This is a genomic window from Nocardioides turkmenicus (assembly GCF_011045035.1).
In the GTDB taxonomy this organism is placed as follows: domain Bacteria; phylum Actinomycetota; class Actinomycetes; order Propionibacteriales; family Nocardioidaceae; genus Nocardioides; species Nocardioides turkmenicus.
The window spans coordinates 133794-146881 of sequence record NZ_JAALAA010000002.1; the positions used below are offsets into that span (position 1 = coordinate 133794).

The 13088-nt window shown below is 70.0% G+C and carries 15 protein-coding genes; 6 read left to right on the plus strand and 9 right to left on the minus strand.

Annotation, left to right across the window (positions count from 1 at the left end):
* The first annotated feature begins 16 nt into the window (after nucleotides 1-16).
* The 5 genes from G5C66_RS02770 to G5C66_RS02790 are packed head-to-tail and all read left to right on the plus strand — an operon-like array spanning nucleotide 17 to nucleotide 5299.
* Nucleotides 17-1015, plus strand: coding sequence for a glycosyltransferase (locus G5C66_RS02770; RefSeq protein WP_165109436.1), 999 nt, complete (start codon nucleotides 17-19; stop codon nucleotides 1013-1015).
* Entirely contained in the window at nucleotides 1012-2016 is a 1005-nt protein-coding gene (locus tag G5C66_RS02775; RefSeq protein WP_165109437.1) for an NAD-dependent epimerase/dehydratase family protein, read from the plus strand. Before G5C66_RS02770 ends, G5C66_RS02775 begins: the two co-directional genes overlap by 4 nt.
* The gene (locus tag G5C66_RS02780) at nucleotides 2013-2807 is read left to right on the plus strand and encodes a class I SAM-dependent methyltransferase (protein WP_165109438.1); all 795 of its coding nucleotides are present in this window, start codon (nucleotides 2013-2015) and stop codon (nucleotides 2805-2807) included. Before G5C66_RS02775 ends, G5C66_RS02780 begins: the two co-directional genes overlap by 4 nt.
* Nucleotides 2808-2846: 39 nt before the next feature.
* On the plus strand, nucleotides 2847-3686 hold the full coding sequence (locus G5C66_RS02785) for a hypothetical protein (RefSeq protein WP_165109439.1): 840 nt from the start codon (nucleotides 2847-2849) through the stop codon (nucleotides 3684-3686).
* Entirely contained in the window at nucleotides 3683-5299 is a 1617-nt protein-coding gene (locus G5C66_RS02790; RefSeq protein ID WP_165109440.1) for a hypothetical protein, read from the plus strand. The genes G5C66_RS02785 and G5C66_RS02790 overlap by 4 nt, the downstream gene beginning before the upstream one ends.
* A gap of 5 nt (nucleotides 5300-5304) precedes the next feature.
* Here the strand turns inward: G5C66_RS02790 and G5C66_RS02795 are convergent, their stop codons facing one another.
* The 8 genes from G5C66_RS02795 to folP all read right to left on the minus strand — a co-directional run bounded on the left by G5C66_RS02795 (nucleotide 5305) and on the right by folP (nucleotide 11740).
* The gene (locus G5C66_RS02795; protein ID WP_165109441.1) at nucleotides 5305-7599 is read right to left on the minus strand and encodes a glycosyltransferase; all 2295 of its coding nucleotides are present in this window, start codon (nucleotides 7597-7599) and stop codon (nucleotides 5305-5307) included.
* A gap of 10 nt (nucleotides 7600-7609) precedes the next feature.
* On the minus strand, nucleotides 7610-7978 hold the full coding sequence (locus G5C66_RS02800) for a hypothetical protein (protein ID WP_165109442.1): 369 nt from the start codon (nucleotides 7976-7978) through the stop codon (nucleotides 7610-7612).
* The gene (locus G5C66_RS02805; RefSeq protein ID WP_206443657.1) at nucleotides 7969-8649 is read right to left on the minus strand and encodes a hypothetical protein; all 681 of its coding nucleotides are present in this window, start codon (nucleotides 8647-8649) and stop codon (nucleotides 7969-7971) included. Before G5C66_RS02805 ends, G5C66_RS02800 begins: the two co-directional genes overlap by 10 nt.
* Before the next feature lie 226 nt (nucleotides 8650-8875).
* On the minus strand, nucleotides 8876-9469 hold the full coding sequence (locus G5C66_RS02810; protein ID WP_165109443.1) for a hypothetical protein: 594 nt from the start codon (nucleotides 9467-9469) through the stop codon (nucleotides 8876-8878).
* A 15-nt stretch (nucleotides 9470-9484) separates the two neighbouring features.
* On the minus strand, nucleotides 9485-9922 hold the full coding sequence (locus G5C66_RS02815) for a DUF3180 domain-containing protein (RefSeq protein ID WP_165109444.1): 438 nt from the start codon (nucleotides 9920-9922) through the stop codon (nucleotides 9485-9487).
* A 71-nt stretch (nucleotides 9923-9993) separates the two neighbouring features.
* Complete coding sequence (gene folK / locus G5C66_RS02820; RefSeq protein ID WP_165109445.1) at nucleotides 9994-10560, minus strand: 2-amino-4-hydroxy-6-hydroxymethyldihydropteridine diphosphokinase; 567 nt, start codon at nucleotides 10558-10560, stop codon at nucleotides 9994-9996.
* A complete protein-coding gene (gene folB, locus G5C66_RS02825; RefSeq protein ID WP_165109446.1) occupies nucleotides 10557-10937 on the minus strand; it encodes a dihydroneopterin aldolase in 381 nt (126 codons plus the stop codon). Before folB ends, folK begins: the two co-directional genes overlap by 4 nt.
* A complete protein-coding gene (folP, locus tag G5C66_RS02830; protein WP_165109638.1) occupies nucleotides 10934-11740 on the minus strand; it encodes a dihydropteroate synthase in 807 nt (268 codons plus the stop codon). The genes folB and folP overlap by 4 nt, the downstream gene beginning before the upstream one ends.
* A 155-nt stretch (nucleotides 11741-11895) precedes the next feature.
* Here folP and G5C66_RS02835 point away from each other — a divergent pair, with 155 nt between their 5' ends.
* Nucleotides 11896-12390 carry a peptidoglycan-binding domain-containing protein gene (locus tag G5C66_RS02835; protein WP_165109447.1) on the plus strand — a complete coding sequence of 165 codons (495 nt, stop codon included), beginning with the start codon at nucleotides 11896-11898 and terminating at the stop codon, nucleotides 12388-12390.
* Nucleotides 12391-12442: 52 nt separating this feature from the next.
* Here the strand turns inward: G5C66_RS02835 and folE are convergent, their stop codons facing one another.
* Complete coding sequence (folE, locus tag G5C66_RS02840) at nucleotides 12443-13081, minus strand: GTP cyclohydrolase I FolE (RefSeq protein ID WP_206443658.1); 639 nt, start codon at nucleotides 13079-13081, stop codon at nucleotides 12443-12445.
* Nucleotides 13082-13088: the final 7 nt, after the last annotated feature.

Genomic DNA, 13088 nt, shown 5'->3' on the forward strand with positions numbered 1-13088 from the left:
CGCTATTTTCCTAGCGATGTCCCTCACCCACACTGTCTCCGTCGTGATCCCGGTCTACCGCGGTGCCGACACGCTTCCGGACCTGGTGAGCGAGATCGTCGATCTCGCGGAGCCGTTCGTCACGACGGACGGGCACCAGGGGCGTATCGCCGAGATCCTGCTGGTCCACGACCACGGCCCGGACACCTCGGATCTGGCGATCCGGCAGCTCGCCGAGAAGTACGACAACGTCCGCCCGATCTGGCTGAGCCGCAACTTCGGCCAGCACGCCGCGACCCTCGCCGGCCTGGCGTCGTCGGGCTCGGACTGGATCGTCACGATGGACGAGGACGGCCAGCACGACCCGGCCTACATCGGGCCGATGCTCGACACCGCGCTCCGGGAGCGGGCCGCCCTCGTCTACGCCCGCCCCACCAACCTCGCGCCCCACGGTCCGGTACGCAACCTGACCTCGCGCGGCTCGAAGGCCGTCGTCGACCGGCTCATGCCCGGCGGGAGCGCGCGGCAGTTCAACAGCTTCCGGCTGATCCTGGGCGAGTACGGCCGGAGCGTGTCCGCCTACGCCGCCAACGGGGTCTACCTCGACGTCGCGCTGAGCTGGGTGATCTCGGACGTCGCGACCTGCCCCGTGGAGCTGCGCGAGGAGGGCGAGCGGCCCTCGGGCTACAACTACCGCTCCCTGATGTCCCACTTCTGGCGGATGGTGCTCACCGGCGGCACCCGGCTGCTGCGGGTGGTCAGCATCTGCGGAGCGCTGCTCGCCGCCTCCGGCATCGTCCTCGCGGTCGCGCTCGTCGTCGCCCGCCTCGCCGGCGGGGTCCCGGTCCAGGGCTGGACCTCGCTGATGGCGGCTGTGCTGGTCTGCTCCGGGGCCATCATGCTGACTCTCGGAGTGATCGCCGAATACCTCGGTGTCGCGGTCAACATGGCCATGGGCAAGCCGCTCTACGTCATCGTCAGCGATCCCGCGAACGGCCCGCTCCGTGATGGGCCGCTACCTGGTCGCGCCGAGTGACCGGCCACCCGTCCCCGTCCAGACCGCCCACGCTCGTCGTCGGCGGTGGCGGCCTGCTCGGTCGCCACGTGGCCACCGCCCTGGAGCGCTCCGGCGCACCCGTGCGGATGGTGAGCGTGCCCTGGCACGACCCGGTCGCCGCGCGCGACGTCCTGAGATCGGAGCTCACCTCCTTCGTCGCCTCGGCGACGGACGGCCGCGTCAACGTCGCCTGGTGCGCGGGCGCCGGGATCGTGGCCACCCCGGCCGACGAGCTCGAGACCGAGGTGACGCTCTTCCGTGAGGTGCTCACCGACCTGCGAGCGGCGCTGCGGCCCGACACCCGGGCCGCGTTCTTCTTTGCCTCCTCCGCTGGCGGGGTCTACGCCGGCTCGGCCGATCCGCCGTTCACCGAGCTCTCCGAGCCGCGCCCGCTGGTGGCGTACGGCTCGGCCAAGCTGGCCATGGAGGAGGCGCTGACCGCGTTCTGCGCCGAGACCGGGTCGGTGGCGCTCCTCGGCCGGATCACAAATCTCTACGGACCGGGCCAGAAGCTCTCCAAGCCGCAGGGCCTCGTCTCCCAGCTGTGCCTAGCTCAGCTGCGCGGCACGCCGCTGCCGGTCCGGGTCTCCTTCGACACGATCCGGGACTATCTCTACGTCGGCGACTGCGCCGAGATGATCGTCGAGGCCCTCGACGGGCTTCACGAGCACGCCCAGCGCTCCGGATCGAACGCCGTCGTCAAGATCCTGGCCGCCGGCACCGGCGTGACCCTCGCGGCCGTCATCGGCGAGATCAACCGCATCTTCAGGCGCCGGGCGAGGCTGCGCATCCCGGGAGCGGACTCCCCCGGCCAGGTACGCGACCTCCGCGTCCGCAGCGTCGTGTGGCCCGAGCTCGGGCGACGGGCACGAACACCGTTCGCCGTCGGCGTGCGTCGCACCGCCGATGACGTCGCGCTGACCTACGCTGCTGGCACGTCCGCCCTTCCGACTCACGTGAGCGAGATCTCCATCCGATGACCGAGCTGGGCATGCTGCTGGGCACCCGGGCGGGTGGGTCTCCGTCGATCGCCCAGGGTGACTACTGGTGGTACCGGGCGCGCACCCGCATCCTCGAGACCGTCATGAAGCCGTACGTCGGCACCCCACGCCGCCTCCTCGATGTCGGCAGCGCGGACGGACCGAGCGTGACCTGGCTCGAGGGCACCGCCGAGCACCACGTCTCGCTCGACGTCGACCCGCGCGGTCTGGCCGCCGGCGGCGTGTGCGGCTCCGCGACCGGGCTGCCCTTCGCCGACGGCTCCTTCGACGTGGTCGCCGCCTTCGACGTCATCGAGCACTGCGAGCCCGAGGCCACCGCCCTCGCGGAGATCGCGCGCGTCCTCGCCCCCGGTGGCCGGTTCCTGATGTCGGTGCCGGCGTACGACTGGGCCTGGACCAGCCACGACGACCACAACCACCACCACCGGCGCTACACGCGGCGGCGGGCGGTGGACGCGGTCAGGGCGGCCGGGCTGTCGCCGGTGCGTGCGACGTACGGCTTCGCGGGGACGTTCCCGATGTTCGCGGCCCAGCGGCTGGTCACGCGGTTCAAGGAGCGCGGCACTGCCCAGCAGCTTCCCAGCGGCGGCGTCGCGCCGCTCCCCGAGGTGTCGCCCGCGATCGAGAAGGTCCTGCTCGGCGCGAGCCGCATCGACGAGCGGCTGCTGCCCAGGATCGATCTGGCATTCGGGTCTTCGGTCCTGGTGGTCGCGGTCAAGTCCGACCCGGAACCGCACATACACTCAGACATGCCTCGGCGTGCGACCTGAGCGGGCCGATTCAGGCCGCTAGATCTCGGAGACTGACATTTGGACACGAGCAATCACTGGTACGGACACGCACACATCCTGTCCGAGTACTGCGGGCTCTCCTTCGAGGAGCCCCGCACGATCTGGGGTGTGCTCCAGCACGGCTGGAACCTCCTCCACGGCTTCGGCCCCGGCCACGAGCCGCCCTACGGCTTCCCCAAGTTCGTCTGGTCCCACGCGAACCTGCGCCGCGGACAGGCGATCGGCTGGCGCGACTACGCCGTGATCGGCGCTCCGTGGAACTACCTGCTCGAGCTCAAGAAGGACGTCGAGCCGATTCCCGACCCTGCCGAGCGCGAGGGCACCATCTTCTACCCGTTCCACACCTGGGACCACGGTGAGGTCAGCGGCGACCACGACCGGCTGATCGCGGAGATCAAGGACACCGAGGAAGGCCCGGTCACCGTCTGCCTGTACTGGATCGAGTACGACATGCCGGAGATCCGTCGCCGCTACGAGGACGCCGGCTTCCGGGTCATCTGCCACGGCAAGCGCGGCACGCTGCGCCAGGGCACGGACAAGCGCTTCCTCCACAAGCAGTACGCCGAGCAGATCCGCCACCGCCGGGTCGCCTCCAACCGGCTGACCACGGCGATCTTCTACGGCGCGTCGGTCGGCGCCGAGGTCGCTGTCTACGGCGACCCGATGACCTTCGCCGACGTCAGGGACGCGAGCGTCCGGGACGGGAACGAGCAGGCCAGGCGTCTGTTTCCTGAGTTCCATGGCGTCGAGACCGACGCCGAGGCCGTACGCGCCACGACCGTGCAGGAGCTCGGGCTGGACTCGATGGCGTCGCCGGCCGAGCTGCGCGCGCTCTTCGGATGGGAGATCACTGGATGAACGACGTCGACACCGCCTCGACGACCACCTACGGCGTCATCGCCGGGGACATGTACGACTGGTCCGACCTGGCCGATGCCCGCACCCTCCCCCGAGGACCGGTCCTGACCCGGCTCGCGGTCGCGACGGCGAGCGGCGCGTCCCACCTGCTCGTCGTCGGCCCGCACGACCTCGACCTGCTGGATGCAGCCGTCGGTCGAGCCGCGGCGACGACCGTCCTCCTCCGCGCGCACTCCGACGCCGAGACCGTGTCCGGGCGGTACGCCGCCGGCTCGGTCGACGTCGTCTGCGGTGACCTGCGTTCCTGGACGCCGGACCGACCGGTCGACGCCGTGCTCGCGCTGGACGGCTTCGGACGGGTCGCGACGATCGACTCGGCCCCGGCGGACTGGCACGCGATCTCCGACCACCTCGCCGGCGTCGCGACGCCCGAGGCTCGTCTGGCCGTGGCCGTCCCCAACCCGGCCTCACCGCTCGCACAGCTCAGGGCCGTCGCACCCGAGGCCGCCAACGACAACACCGCCTGGTCGTTCCCGGTCCACGACCGGTCGATCCCGCGGAGCCTCGCGGACGCCGCCGCGCGGTTCGAGGGTCGCGGACACACGCTGTGGCCCGAGGTCGACGCTCCGACGCTGGCGGCGGTACCCGAGGCCTGTTCGATGGCGCTCGCCATCGCCCACGGCCGCCCGTCCGACACCCCCACGCTGCGCGAGGTCCAGCCGGCGCTGGGCCAGGCGCTGGACACGCTGGGAGCCGCGGCAGCCGCCGGCGGATGGCTGGTCACCCGGGGCCTCGCCCCGGTCCCGAGCGTCCTCGGTGTCGATCGCACCGGCGAGGAGACGACCTGGGTCGCTGCCGAGCGGTCGTGGCTGGTCGAGGCCATGCGCGACTCGGCACGGCGCGATGCGTCGGGCCTTCGCCGCCACGTACGCCTGCTGCGCGACGCGGTGGACGGCGCCCCCGAGCGATGGTGCGGTCTCCAGGTCGACGAGATCGGCCTCGACGCCGGCGTCGTCGTCCCCGTCCACGAGTCAGCCGTGAAGCTGGCCGAGTCCGCCGACGAGATCTTCCTGGGGCTGCTGGACGAGCTGGCCGCCTTCCTCTGCGTGACCGGGTGGCGCCACCCCTGGCCCGCCGGTCGCGGCCGCGACGAGCTCACCGTCCTGCTCGCGGCGACCATCGACATGACGGTGACCCCGGCCGACGTACGCCAGGTGCGCCGCCGGCGGGAGTCCGCACTCGCGTCGACCGGGATGACACCCGTGGTCGCGTCCCGTCCGGTCAGCACGGACGCCGACCCGAGCGAACGGCAGAAGCTGAAGGACGAGAACGAGGCGCTGCGCGGACAGGTCACCTGGTTCAAGCAGCAGATGCGCCAGCGTCAGACGATGACCCACGAGGTCCGGATGGCAGCCCGGCGCGACGTCGCGGCCCTCAACAGTCGCATCAAGGAGCTGGAGGAGCAGCTGAGCGCCGGCCGGGCGACGCCGGTCAGCAGGGTGTCCAAGCGGGCGTCAGACCTGCTCAGGCGGGTCCGCGGCCGCTGCGCACGCGTCCCCGGGGCTCGGCGCGCGGCTCGTCTGCTCAGAAGGGTCCTCGGCGGCCGTCGCTAGGCCGGTCACGCCTCGCTGGGCGTGACCGGCGCGAGCCGCAGGTGGATCTCGTCGGACCATCCGAACTCGAGCTTCGCCGCCTCGTCCGCGGCGGGCTGTGGCACCCGCTCACAGAGCTCCCGGGCCACGACGATCGGCTTGTGGTCACGGCCGTCCAGCAGCGACCACCGCGTCGTCTCGCAGGCACCGTGCTCGACCGCCGTGCTCCGCAACCTACCCACGGGCACGGTGACCAGGAAGACCCCGTCACGATCGGCCACGTCGAGGGAGACGTCGAGGAGCTTCTCCGGGGTCGGCCAGGTGCGGAGCACCGCACCGGTGGACTCGAGCCGGGGGCCGTCCGGGCCACGCAGGACCAGATCCTCGCCCTGCCACCAGGCGTCGTGCACGACCGGGCGGTCGGGCGTCGCGGTGAGGACGAAGGAGCCGTTCGGGTCGCGGGTGGCGTTGACCGCCCGCCCCTTCATCAGGGAGCGGGAACCGAGGAAGTCGGGATGCACCGGCAGCGGTGACGTACGTCCCTTCCGGATCATCTTCACCCGGGTCGGCACGATCTCCTCCATGGGCATGTCCAGCCCGGACTTCTCGAGAACTGCTTCGACGGGCACCGTCACCCGCCACGGCGTGATGCCCCGGTCCCCCCGTTCGCCGATCGTCAGCGGATGGGTCACCACCGAGCCACCGCGGCCGGTGAGCGTCAGCTCAGCGCTCGCAGGAGGAGTGCCTCGGAACGCGCCCCGGATCTCGATCTCGTCGCCGAGGTCCGTGGCGTGGTCCACCCACGCGTCCGGGAGGTCGCGCACCGTGATCCCGAAGCCGCCGGGGAGCCGCCCGGGGCGACACCAGCGGTTGCCGATGCGCCGCCAGCCCTGCCACCGCTCGCGTCCGTCTCCTGAGGTCGTCACCTGGATCACGTCGCGGACGTCGCGGTTGCGGATGTCAATCATCAGGCGCCACTGACGGTCGCCCGCCAGCCGCGCCGGGTCGATGCTCAGCTCGAGCGTGGACCGGTCCACCTGGCCGAAGGGGATCGCCCGCGGCCGGGTGACATGGTCGACCGGAACCCGGGCACCGGTGGGACTCTCCAGCCACACCTTGAAGCGGGTGCGTGGGGCCAGCGCGAGGGTGTTGATGCCGATGTTGACCCGGACCTCGACGCGGGAGCCGCTCCACCAGGCCTCGGTCGCCACCGCCTTGGCCTTCATGTAGGCGGGGGCCAGCCGGAAGACAGAGTCGGGAGCGCCGACCGCGGCGTCCTCGAAGGAGGGGAGCTTCGCGTACCAGCCGTCCTTCCGGCGGGCCAGCGGCGCCTGGGTCCCGTGCTCGGCGCGATAGCGGGTCAACGTCGTCAGCGCGTCGCGCTGACGACGTTTCAGCAGATCGAACACGAGCCGCTCGAACGGTCCCTGACGGTTGAGGATCGCCTCGTCGATGTGCGACAGGTAGCGCGCCGCCAGGTCGAAGATGCGTCCGGCCTCGTCGGCCGGGTGGTCCTCGATCGACCGGGCGAGCACCTGCACGTCGGTCGCGGTGAGATGCGACTTCACCAGGTCGGACAGGTAGGGAGCGTGCTCGTCGACCATCGCGAAGAGCATCTCGGCGGAGCGTACGCGGTCACCGAGGTTGTCGAGGTTCCAGTGGCTCTGCGTGATCGACGCCTCGCCGCCGTCGCGGTGGCGCCAGTAGTAGACGGGGTCGGCGAGGACGTCGACCTGCCGGGCGCGGATGTGGGCGGCGAGGGCGACCGGGTAGTCCTCGTAGAGCATGTCCGGGTAGCTGAGGCCGGCGGAGTCCCAGAAGTCGCGCCGGTAGACCTTGTTCCAGATGTAGCGGTCGATGCCGAGGATGTGGGTGCGGCTGCAGTGGGTGGCCATCCGGGTGGTGACGAACGGACGCCGGTGGGACCACGACTGCCAGACCGACACCGAGTCGAACCGGCGGGCGTTGCCGGCCACGAAGTCGGACCCGGTGCTCGCCAGCGTGTCCGTCATGAGCTGGTACGCGTACTCGGGGACGTAGTCGTCGGCGTCGACGAACGCGAGCAGGTCGCCCGTGCTGTTCTGCACCCCGATGTTCCGGGCGACGCCGACCCCGACCTTCTCCGACGAGACCACCCGGAAGCGGGAGTCGTACGACGCGAACCGGTCGGCGACGATCGCGGACCCGTCGGTGGACGCGTCGTCGACCATGACGACCTCGAAATCCGAGAAGGTCTGGGCGCGGAGCGACTCCAGGCACGTCTGCAGGAAGGGCTCCACGTTGTGGAACGGGATCACGATGCTCAGAGCGGGATGCGGCACGGTTTTCACCTTAAGTCGCTCGCTCCTCGAGCCTCCGCAACCGCTCTTCGAACCGCGTGGCTGCGGTGATGCGAGCGCGCACCTGCTCCTGCTGACGCTGGATCTCGGCCCAGATCGCGGCGGTGTCGACGTCGCCGCCTGCCGCAGCGGTCGTCGCGATGTTGCCTCGTTCGACGATGTCGCGAAGCGTCTCCAGGCGCGCCTCGAGAGCAGCGACCTGCGGGCTGACCCGAGCGAGCTCGCGCTCGAGGTCTCCGATGCGTACCCGCTGGCGGTCGGTGATCGCGCGCAGCTCCTCGATGATGGCCCGCGACTCCTCCGCCTCAGCAGCAGACCTGACCTTTCTGATGACCTCGCCCCGCAGCCGGTTCAACGCCATAGGGACACCCGTTCCTCCTTGAGCCAGTCAGTCATCACACGCGCCTCTGCCTCGATCCGATGCTCCGGGGCCACCGGCGACGACCCACCGACCTGGTAGGTCCACTCCGTCTGACCCGGATCATCGATGAACGAGAACCCCGACAGCCGGATGTCGCACTCCGGGAACAGGTTGACCGCCAGCCACGCGGCGGTGAATCCGGTTGTCGGAGCCAGCTTCTCTGCGCGCCAGGGGATGTCGAGCTCGTCGCCGATACGAGGCAGGATCTCGGCATTGGGGAGAGGCACGAACCCCAGATCGGGCGGCCACGACTGCGGCCACACCTCGGGACGGCCATGGAAGCGCATGGGCTCGGCGAGAAGGTAGAGGCGCTCGCGGTAGCGATCGAACGTGAACCGGGTCGGGCGGGTGATCCGGTTCCAGACCACGACGTCTGCCCGCGACCCCTGGCAGCGCGGCTCGCCGGGGACATCCAGCACGAAGCTGTTCACGCGGATAACCAGGTCGGAGTCGTCGATCGCCTGTGCCCGGATGTCGCTGGGGCCCAGAGGGGCGTTCCCCAGCACAGCGACCGAGGTCACCGGCGTTCTCTTCGCGTACGTGACCATCAGGTCGCGTAGGTAGGAAAGGCCTTCAGTGATCGTGACTGCCTGCTCGGCGATCAACGTCACCGGCTTCCCCCTTTCCAACGACCCTCGTCGCGGCGTCACCGCGGAGCGCGGGGACGCGACGGTCGCGTTACCCGTTCGGAAAAATCATAACGAGGCAGACCGCCGACAGTTACCCGCCCGAGTATGGATCGGGCCATCACGGTGGCGTTTTACGCGCGTCGACGCAGGTCGCGACGCGAATGTTGGCGTTCCGTCACCATCCGTACATCCGTGTGCCGCCCGTCGGTCAGGCGGACTGGGCCCCTGTCCAGCTGGTGCGCTCGGCCTCCAGCTCGGCGCGTACGGCGTCCAGCTCCGACTCCAGCTCGGCGACCCGGATGGCCGCCTCGGCGGCATCGGCCTCGACCGCCTGGAGCCTGGCCTCGAGCTGCTCACCGCGGAGCTCGGCCTGAGCGGCCCGGCGGGCCTCCTCGCCACGACGGCGGACGGCCTCGGCGGCACGCTGGTGAGCAGCGGCCAGAGCGGCCTCGAGCTCCTCGACGGCCTGGACGCGGTCGGCGAGCTTGGCATCCATGTGCTCGCGGAACTCGGCGTTCTCCGCGGCGCGCTTCTCCGACTCGACCCGGTAGGCCTGGGCCTGCGCGGCGCGGTCGCGCGCCCAGTCGCGGCGGGTCTGGAGGAGCTCGGAGTGGGTGATCTTGGTAGCGGCAGCGCCACAGGCGAGCCCGAGAACGGCTGCGAGCACGACGACCAGCCAGGACCCGGAGGTCACCGCGGCAGCGATCGTGATGGCGGCCAGCGCCAGCAGGGCTACAGCAACCGTCAGGCGTGTGCTTCGCTGACGCCTGCGTGTGACTGAAGTTGCGGATGGGGAAGGCATGCTTCCACGGTACGGCTAGTTTTCATCCTGTTTGCGGACCCGGCACGCGTGTTCGAGGAGTCGCGAGGCGATCACGATCGCGATTCCGGCCACCGCCGCCAGGGTCGAGCGCACCAGTCGCTCCCCTGCGGCGGTGTTGGCGTCGTAGCCCAGCCAGCTCACCGCGTAGCCGAGATAGCCGCCGGCGAGGAGCGCTCCGACCAGGGTGCAGGCGCGGGCCAGCACCAGCCGGTTGACCGCCTGGTGCGCCTCGATCCGCTCACCGCGTACCTGCAGCTGGCGGTGGGTGATCCACGCCGTCACACCCAGGGTGGCCGCGATCAGCAGCAGCACCACCGGCTGCGCCCAGGTGACGACCGGGGCGACCCCGCGCCAGCTCTCCAGCACGGGATGCGCCAGCCAGCCGCCGACGATCCCGATCACCGCCCATGCCGTGATCGCTCCGCCCGACATCGGGCGGAGCCGGCGCTCGTCGTCGGCGGGATCCTTCTCAGGACCCTGGTCGGGATCCTCGGGTGCTGTGCTCAGAGCTCGAGGACGAGGTCGTCGCGGCGGGTGATGCCGGTCTGGTCGGACTGCTCGAAGAGCGCGGCGATCGGTCCCTTGCCCGGAAGCTCCGCAGCCGGCTCCAGGTCCAGCCACGGCTTGAGCACGAAGGCGCGCTGGTGGGCACGCGGGTGCGGCAAGGTCAGCGACTCCTCCTCGAGGATCTTGTCGCCGACCGCGATGACATCGATGTCGAGCGTACGCGGCTCGTTGAAGATGCCGCTGCGCGAACGTCCGTAGGCGTCCTCGATGGTGAGCGCACGGTCGAGCAGGCGCGTCGGGGTGAGGGTGGTGTCGGCGAGAACGATCGCATTGAGGTAGAGCTCGGCACCCTCGGGCGAGTCGACCGGCTCGGTCTCGTAGACCGGCGAGATCGTGGTCACCCAGACGTCCGGGGTCTCGGCGAGGGTGTTCAACGCGTCCTGCAGGTTTGCCAACCGGTCCCCGAGATTGGAGCCGAGAGACAGCACCGCCCGCCGGATCGGCCGCATCTCCCCGGTGAGCGTGTCGGCGTCGATGATGTACGGGTTGGGTACTTCTGTCACGTGCTCTGCCTCCGGGTGATCGTCAGGGTGACGTCTTTGAACGTCGCTTCGATAGGCGCCCCCGGTTTGTGAACCGTAACACGTACCCAAAGTGCGCGGATGTCTGCAAGGCAAATGTCCGCGATCCGCTGGGCAAGCGTTTCGATGAGGTCCACCGGGTCGCGCTCAACATTGGTTTTGACCGCCATCGCGAGACTTCCGTAATCCACGGTGTCTTGCAAGTCGTCCGTCGCGGCGGCCTTGCGGGAGTCGGTGCCGATGACCAGGTCGATGATGAACTTCTGCCCCTCGCGGCGCTCGAAGTCGAACACCCCGTGGTGGCCGTAGCACTCCAGACCGAGGATCTGGATTTCGTCGGCAGGTTCCTCAATGTTCATCGAATCATCCCCAGTCTCGCGGCCGCCGCGAGGGCGTCCTTGGCGGCACGTACGTCATGGACACGCGTGGCCCAGACACCACGTTGCGCCAGGAAGACGGTGATCGCGTCGTGGGCGCTCTCCCGCTCGGTCACCGGGCGCAGCGTGCCGTCGGGAGCGGCCAGCAGGTGGCCGAGGAAGGTCTTGCGGCTGGCGCCGACGAGCACCGGGTAGCCGAGCTTGTGGAACTCCTCCACCCCGGCCAGCAGCTGCCAGTTGTCGTCGGCCGTCTTCGAGAACCCCAGCCCCGGGTCGATCACGATGTTGTCGTCCTGGATCCCGGCCGCTCGGGCCGCCTCGATCCGCTGCTCCAGCTCCTGCTTCACCGTGGCGATCACGCCGTCGGCGTAGACGAGGTGGTCGTCGTGCTGCATCTCCGCGCCGTGTGCGCGCCAGTGCATCACGACGTACGTCGCATCGTGCTCGGCCGCGACCTTCAGGATCCCGGGGTCGGCCAGACCGCCCGAGACGTCGTTGATGATCTTGGCGCCCGCCTTCAGCGCCGCCTCGGCAACCTCAGGTCGCATCGTGTCGACCGAGAGCGTCGCGCCCTCCTGAGCCAGCGTCTCGATGACCGGCACCACCCGGGCGAGCTCGTCGGCCACCAACGGCCGGGTCGCCCCCGGGCGCGTCGACTCGCCGCCGATGTCGAGCAGGTCGGCCCCTTGCGCGAGCAGCTGGTGTCCGTGGGCCACGGCGTCATCGGTCGCGAAGAACCGTCCGCCGTCGCTGAACGAGTCGGGCGTGACGTTGACGATCCCCATGACCTTCACCTGCACGACCCTACCCACTGCGGTTTCGGTCCCGGAGATCGCGGATTCGTTGGTACCCGCCGTCCCGCGGCGTTCCTAACGTGGCGGCTGCCCTTCGACCGAAGGACACACGGATCCACGGATCCCAGAAAGTTGAGGACACACTCATGAGCAAGTGGATTTCAGGAGCATTCGCCAGCCTCCTGGTCTCGACCGTCGTCGCCGCCGGCCTCGCCCTGACCGCGGCCCCGGCGAGCGCCTACAGCGGCACGAGCGGCAAGGGCTGCACGGCGACCCAGTACTCCCGGGGCGGCTACTCCACCTGCATCGGCTACATCCAGCGCATGCTGAACGGGATCGACTCGGCCTACAACGAGTCCTACGGCTACACCGGCTACCAGCTCACCGTGGACAACAGCTTCGGCGCCAACACCGAGACCAACGTCCGGCGCTTCCAGAAGTGGACCTACCTGACCTCCGACGGCATCGTCGGGCCGAAGACCTGGAACAAGCTGTGCTTCTACGCCGGGCAGGTCAACTTCGCCTACTCCTCCTCGAGCGCTGCCAAGAGAGCGGCCTGGAACGCGGCGTACAACGCCGGCTGCATCGTCGAGAAGCCGGCTTCGGGCAGCCCCGGCTACGTGAGCATCTCGCGGTACTGAGCCGGAAGGCTCCTCCGGCCTGGGCCGGAGGAGCCTTCCAGGTGTCGCAGGACTAGCGGGTGCCACCCCTGATCAGGGCCATCGCCTCGGCGCGGGTGGTGGCGTTGGAGCGCATCGAGCCCCGTACGGCACTGGTGATCGTGCGGGCCCCGGCCTTCTTGACGCCGCGCATCGTCATGCACAGGTGCTCGGCCTCGATCACCACGATGACGCCGCGGGCCTCGAGGATGTCGGTGAGGGCGTCGGCGACCTGGGTGGTGAGCCGCTCCTGCACCTGCGGTCGCTTCGCGTAGACGTCGACGAGCCGGGCGAGCTTGGACAGGCCGGTGATCTTGCCGGACTCCGCCGGGATGTAGCCGACGTGGGCGACCCCGGTGAACGGCACCAGGTGGTGCTCGCACATCGACCACAGCTCGATGTCGCGGACCAGGACCATCTCGTCGTGGCCGAGGTCGAAGGTCGTGGTGAGCACGTCCTCGGGCGCCTGGTGGAGCCCGCGGGTCACCTCTTGGTAGGCGCGGGCGACCCGGGCGGGGGTCTCGAGCAGCCCTTCGCGGTCGGGGTCCTCCCCGATCGCGTAGAGCAGCTCGCGCACGGCCGCCTCGGCCCGCTTCTGGTCGAACGCCGGAACGTCCGCCACGTCCCGCTCGGGGACGTGGACGGGCGCAACATCATCGAAGGTCTCGGACATGTGCTCA

Excerpts from the sequence above, each read along its gene's own strand:
- G5C66_RS02780 (WP_165109438.1), top strand. The coding sequence starts at position 2,013 with ATGACCGAGCTGGGCATGCTGCTGGGCACCCGGGCGGGTGGGTCTCCG.
- folE (WP_206443658.1), bottom strand. The coding sequence starts at position 13,081 with ATGTCCGAGACCTTCGATGATGTTGCGCCCGTCCACGTCCCCGAGCGG.
- G5C66_RS02810 (WP_165109443.1), bottom strand. The coding sequence starts at position 9,469 with ATGCCTTCCCCATCCGCAACTTCAGTCACACGCAGGCGTCAGCGAAGC.
- G5C66_RS02815 (WP_165109444.1), bottom strand. The coding sequence starts at position 9,922 with ATGTCGGGCGGAGCGATCACGGCATGGGCGGTGATCGGGATCGTCGGC.
- G5C66_RS02800 (WP_165109442.1), bottom strand. The coding sequence starts at position 7,978 with ATGGCGTTGAACCGGCTGCGGGGCGAGGTCATCAGAAAGGTCAGGTCT.
- folP (WP_165109638.1), bottom strand. The coding sequence starts at position 11,740 with ATGGGGATCGTCAACGTCACGCCCGACTCGTTCAGCGACGGCGGACGG.
- G5C66_RS02790 (WP_165109440.1), top strand. The coding sequence starts at position 3,683 with ATGAACGACGTCGACACCGCCTCGACGACCACCTACGGCGTCATCGCC.
- G5C66_RS02770 (WP_165109436.1), top strand. The coding sequence starts at position 17 with ATGTCCCTCACCCACACTGTCTCCGTCGTGATCCCGGTCTACCGCGGT.
- folB (WP_165109446.1), bottom strand. The coding sequence starts at position 10,937 with ATGAACATTGAGGAACCTGCCGACGAAATCCAGATCCTCGGTCTGGAG.
- G5C66_RS02835 (WP_165109447.1), top strand. The coding sequence starts at position 11,896 with ATGAGCAAGTGGATTTCAGGAGCATTCGCCAGCCTCCTGGTCTCGACC.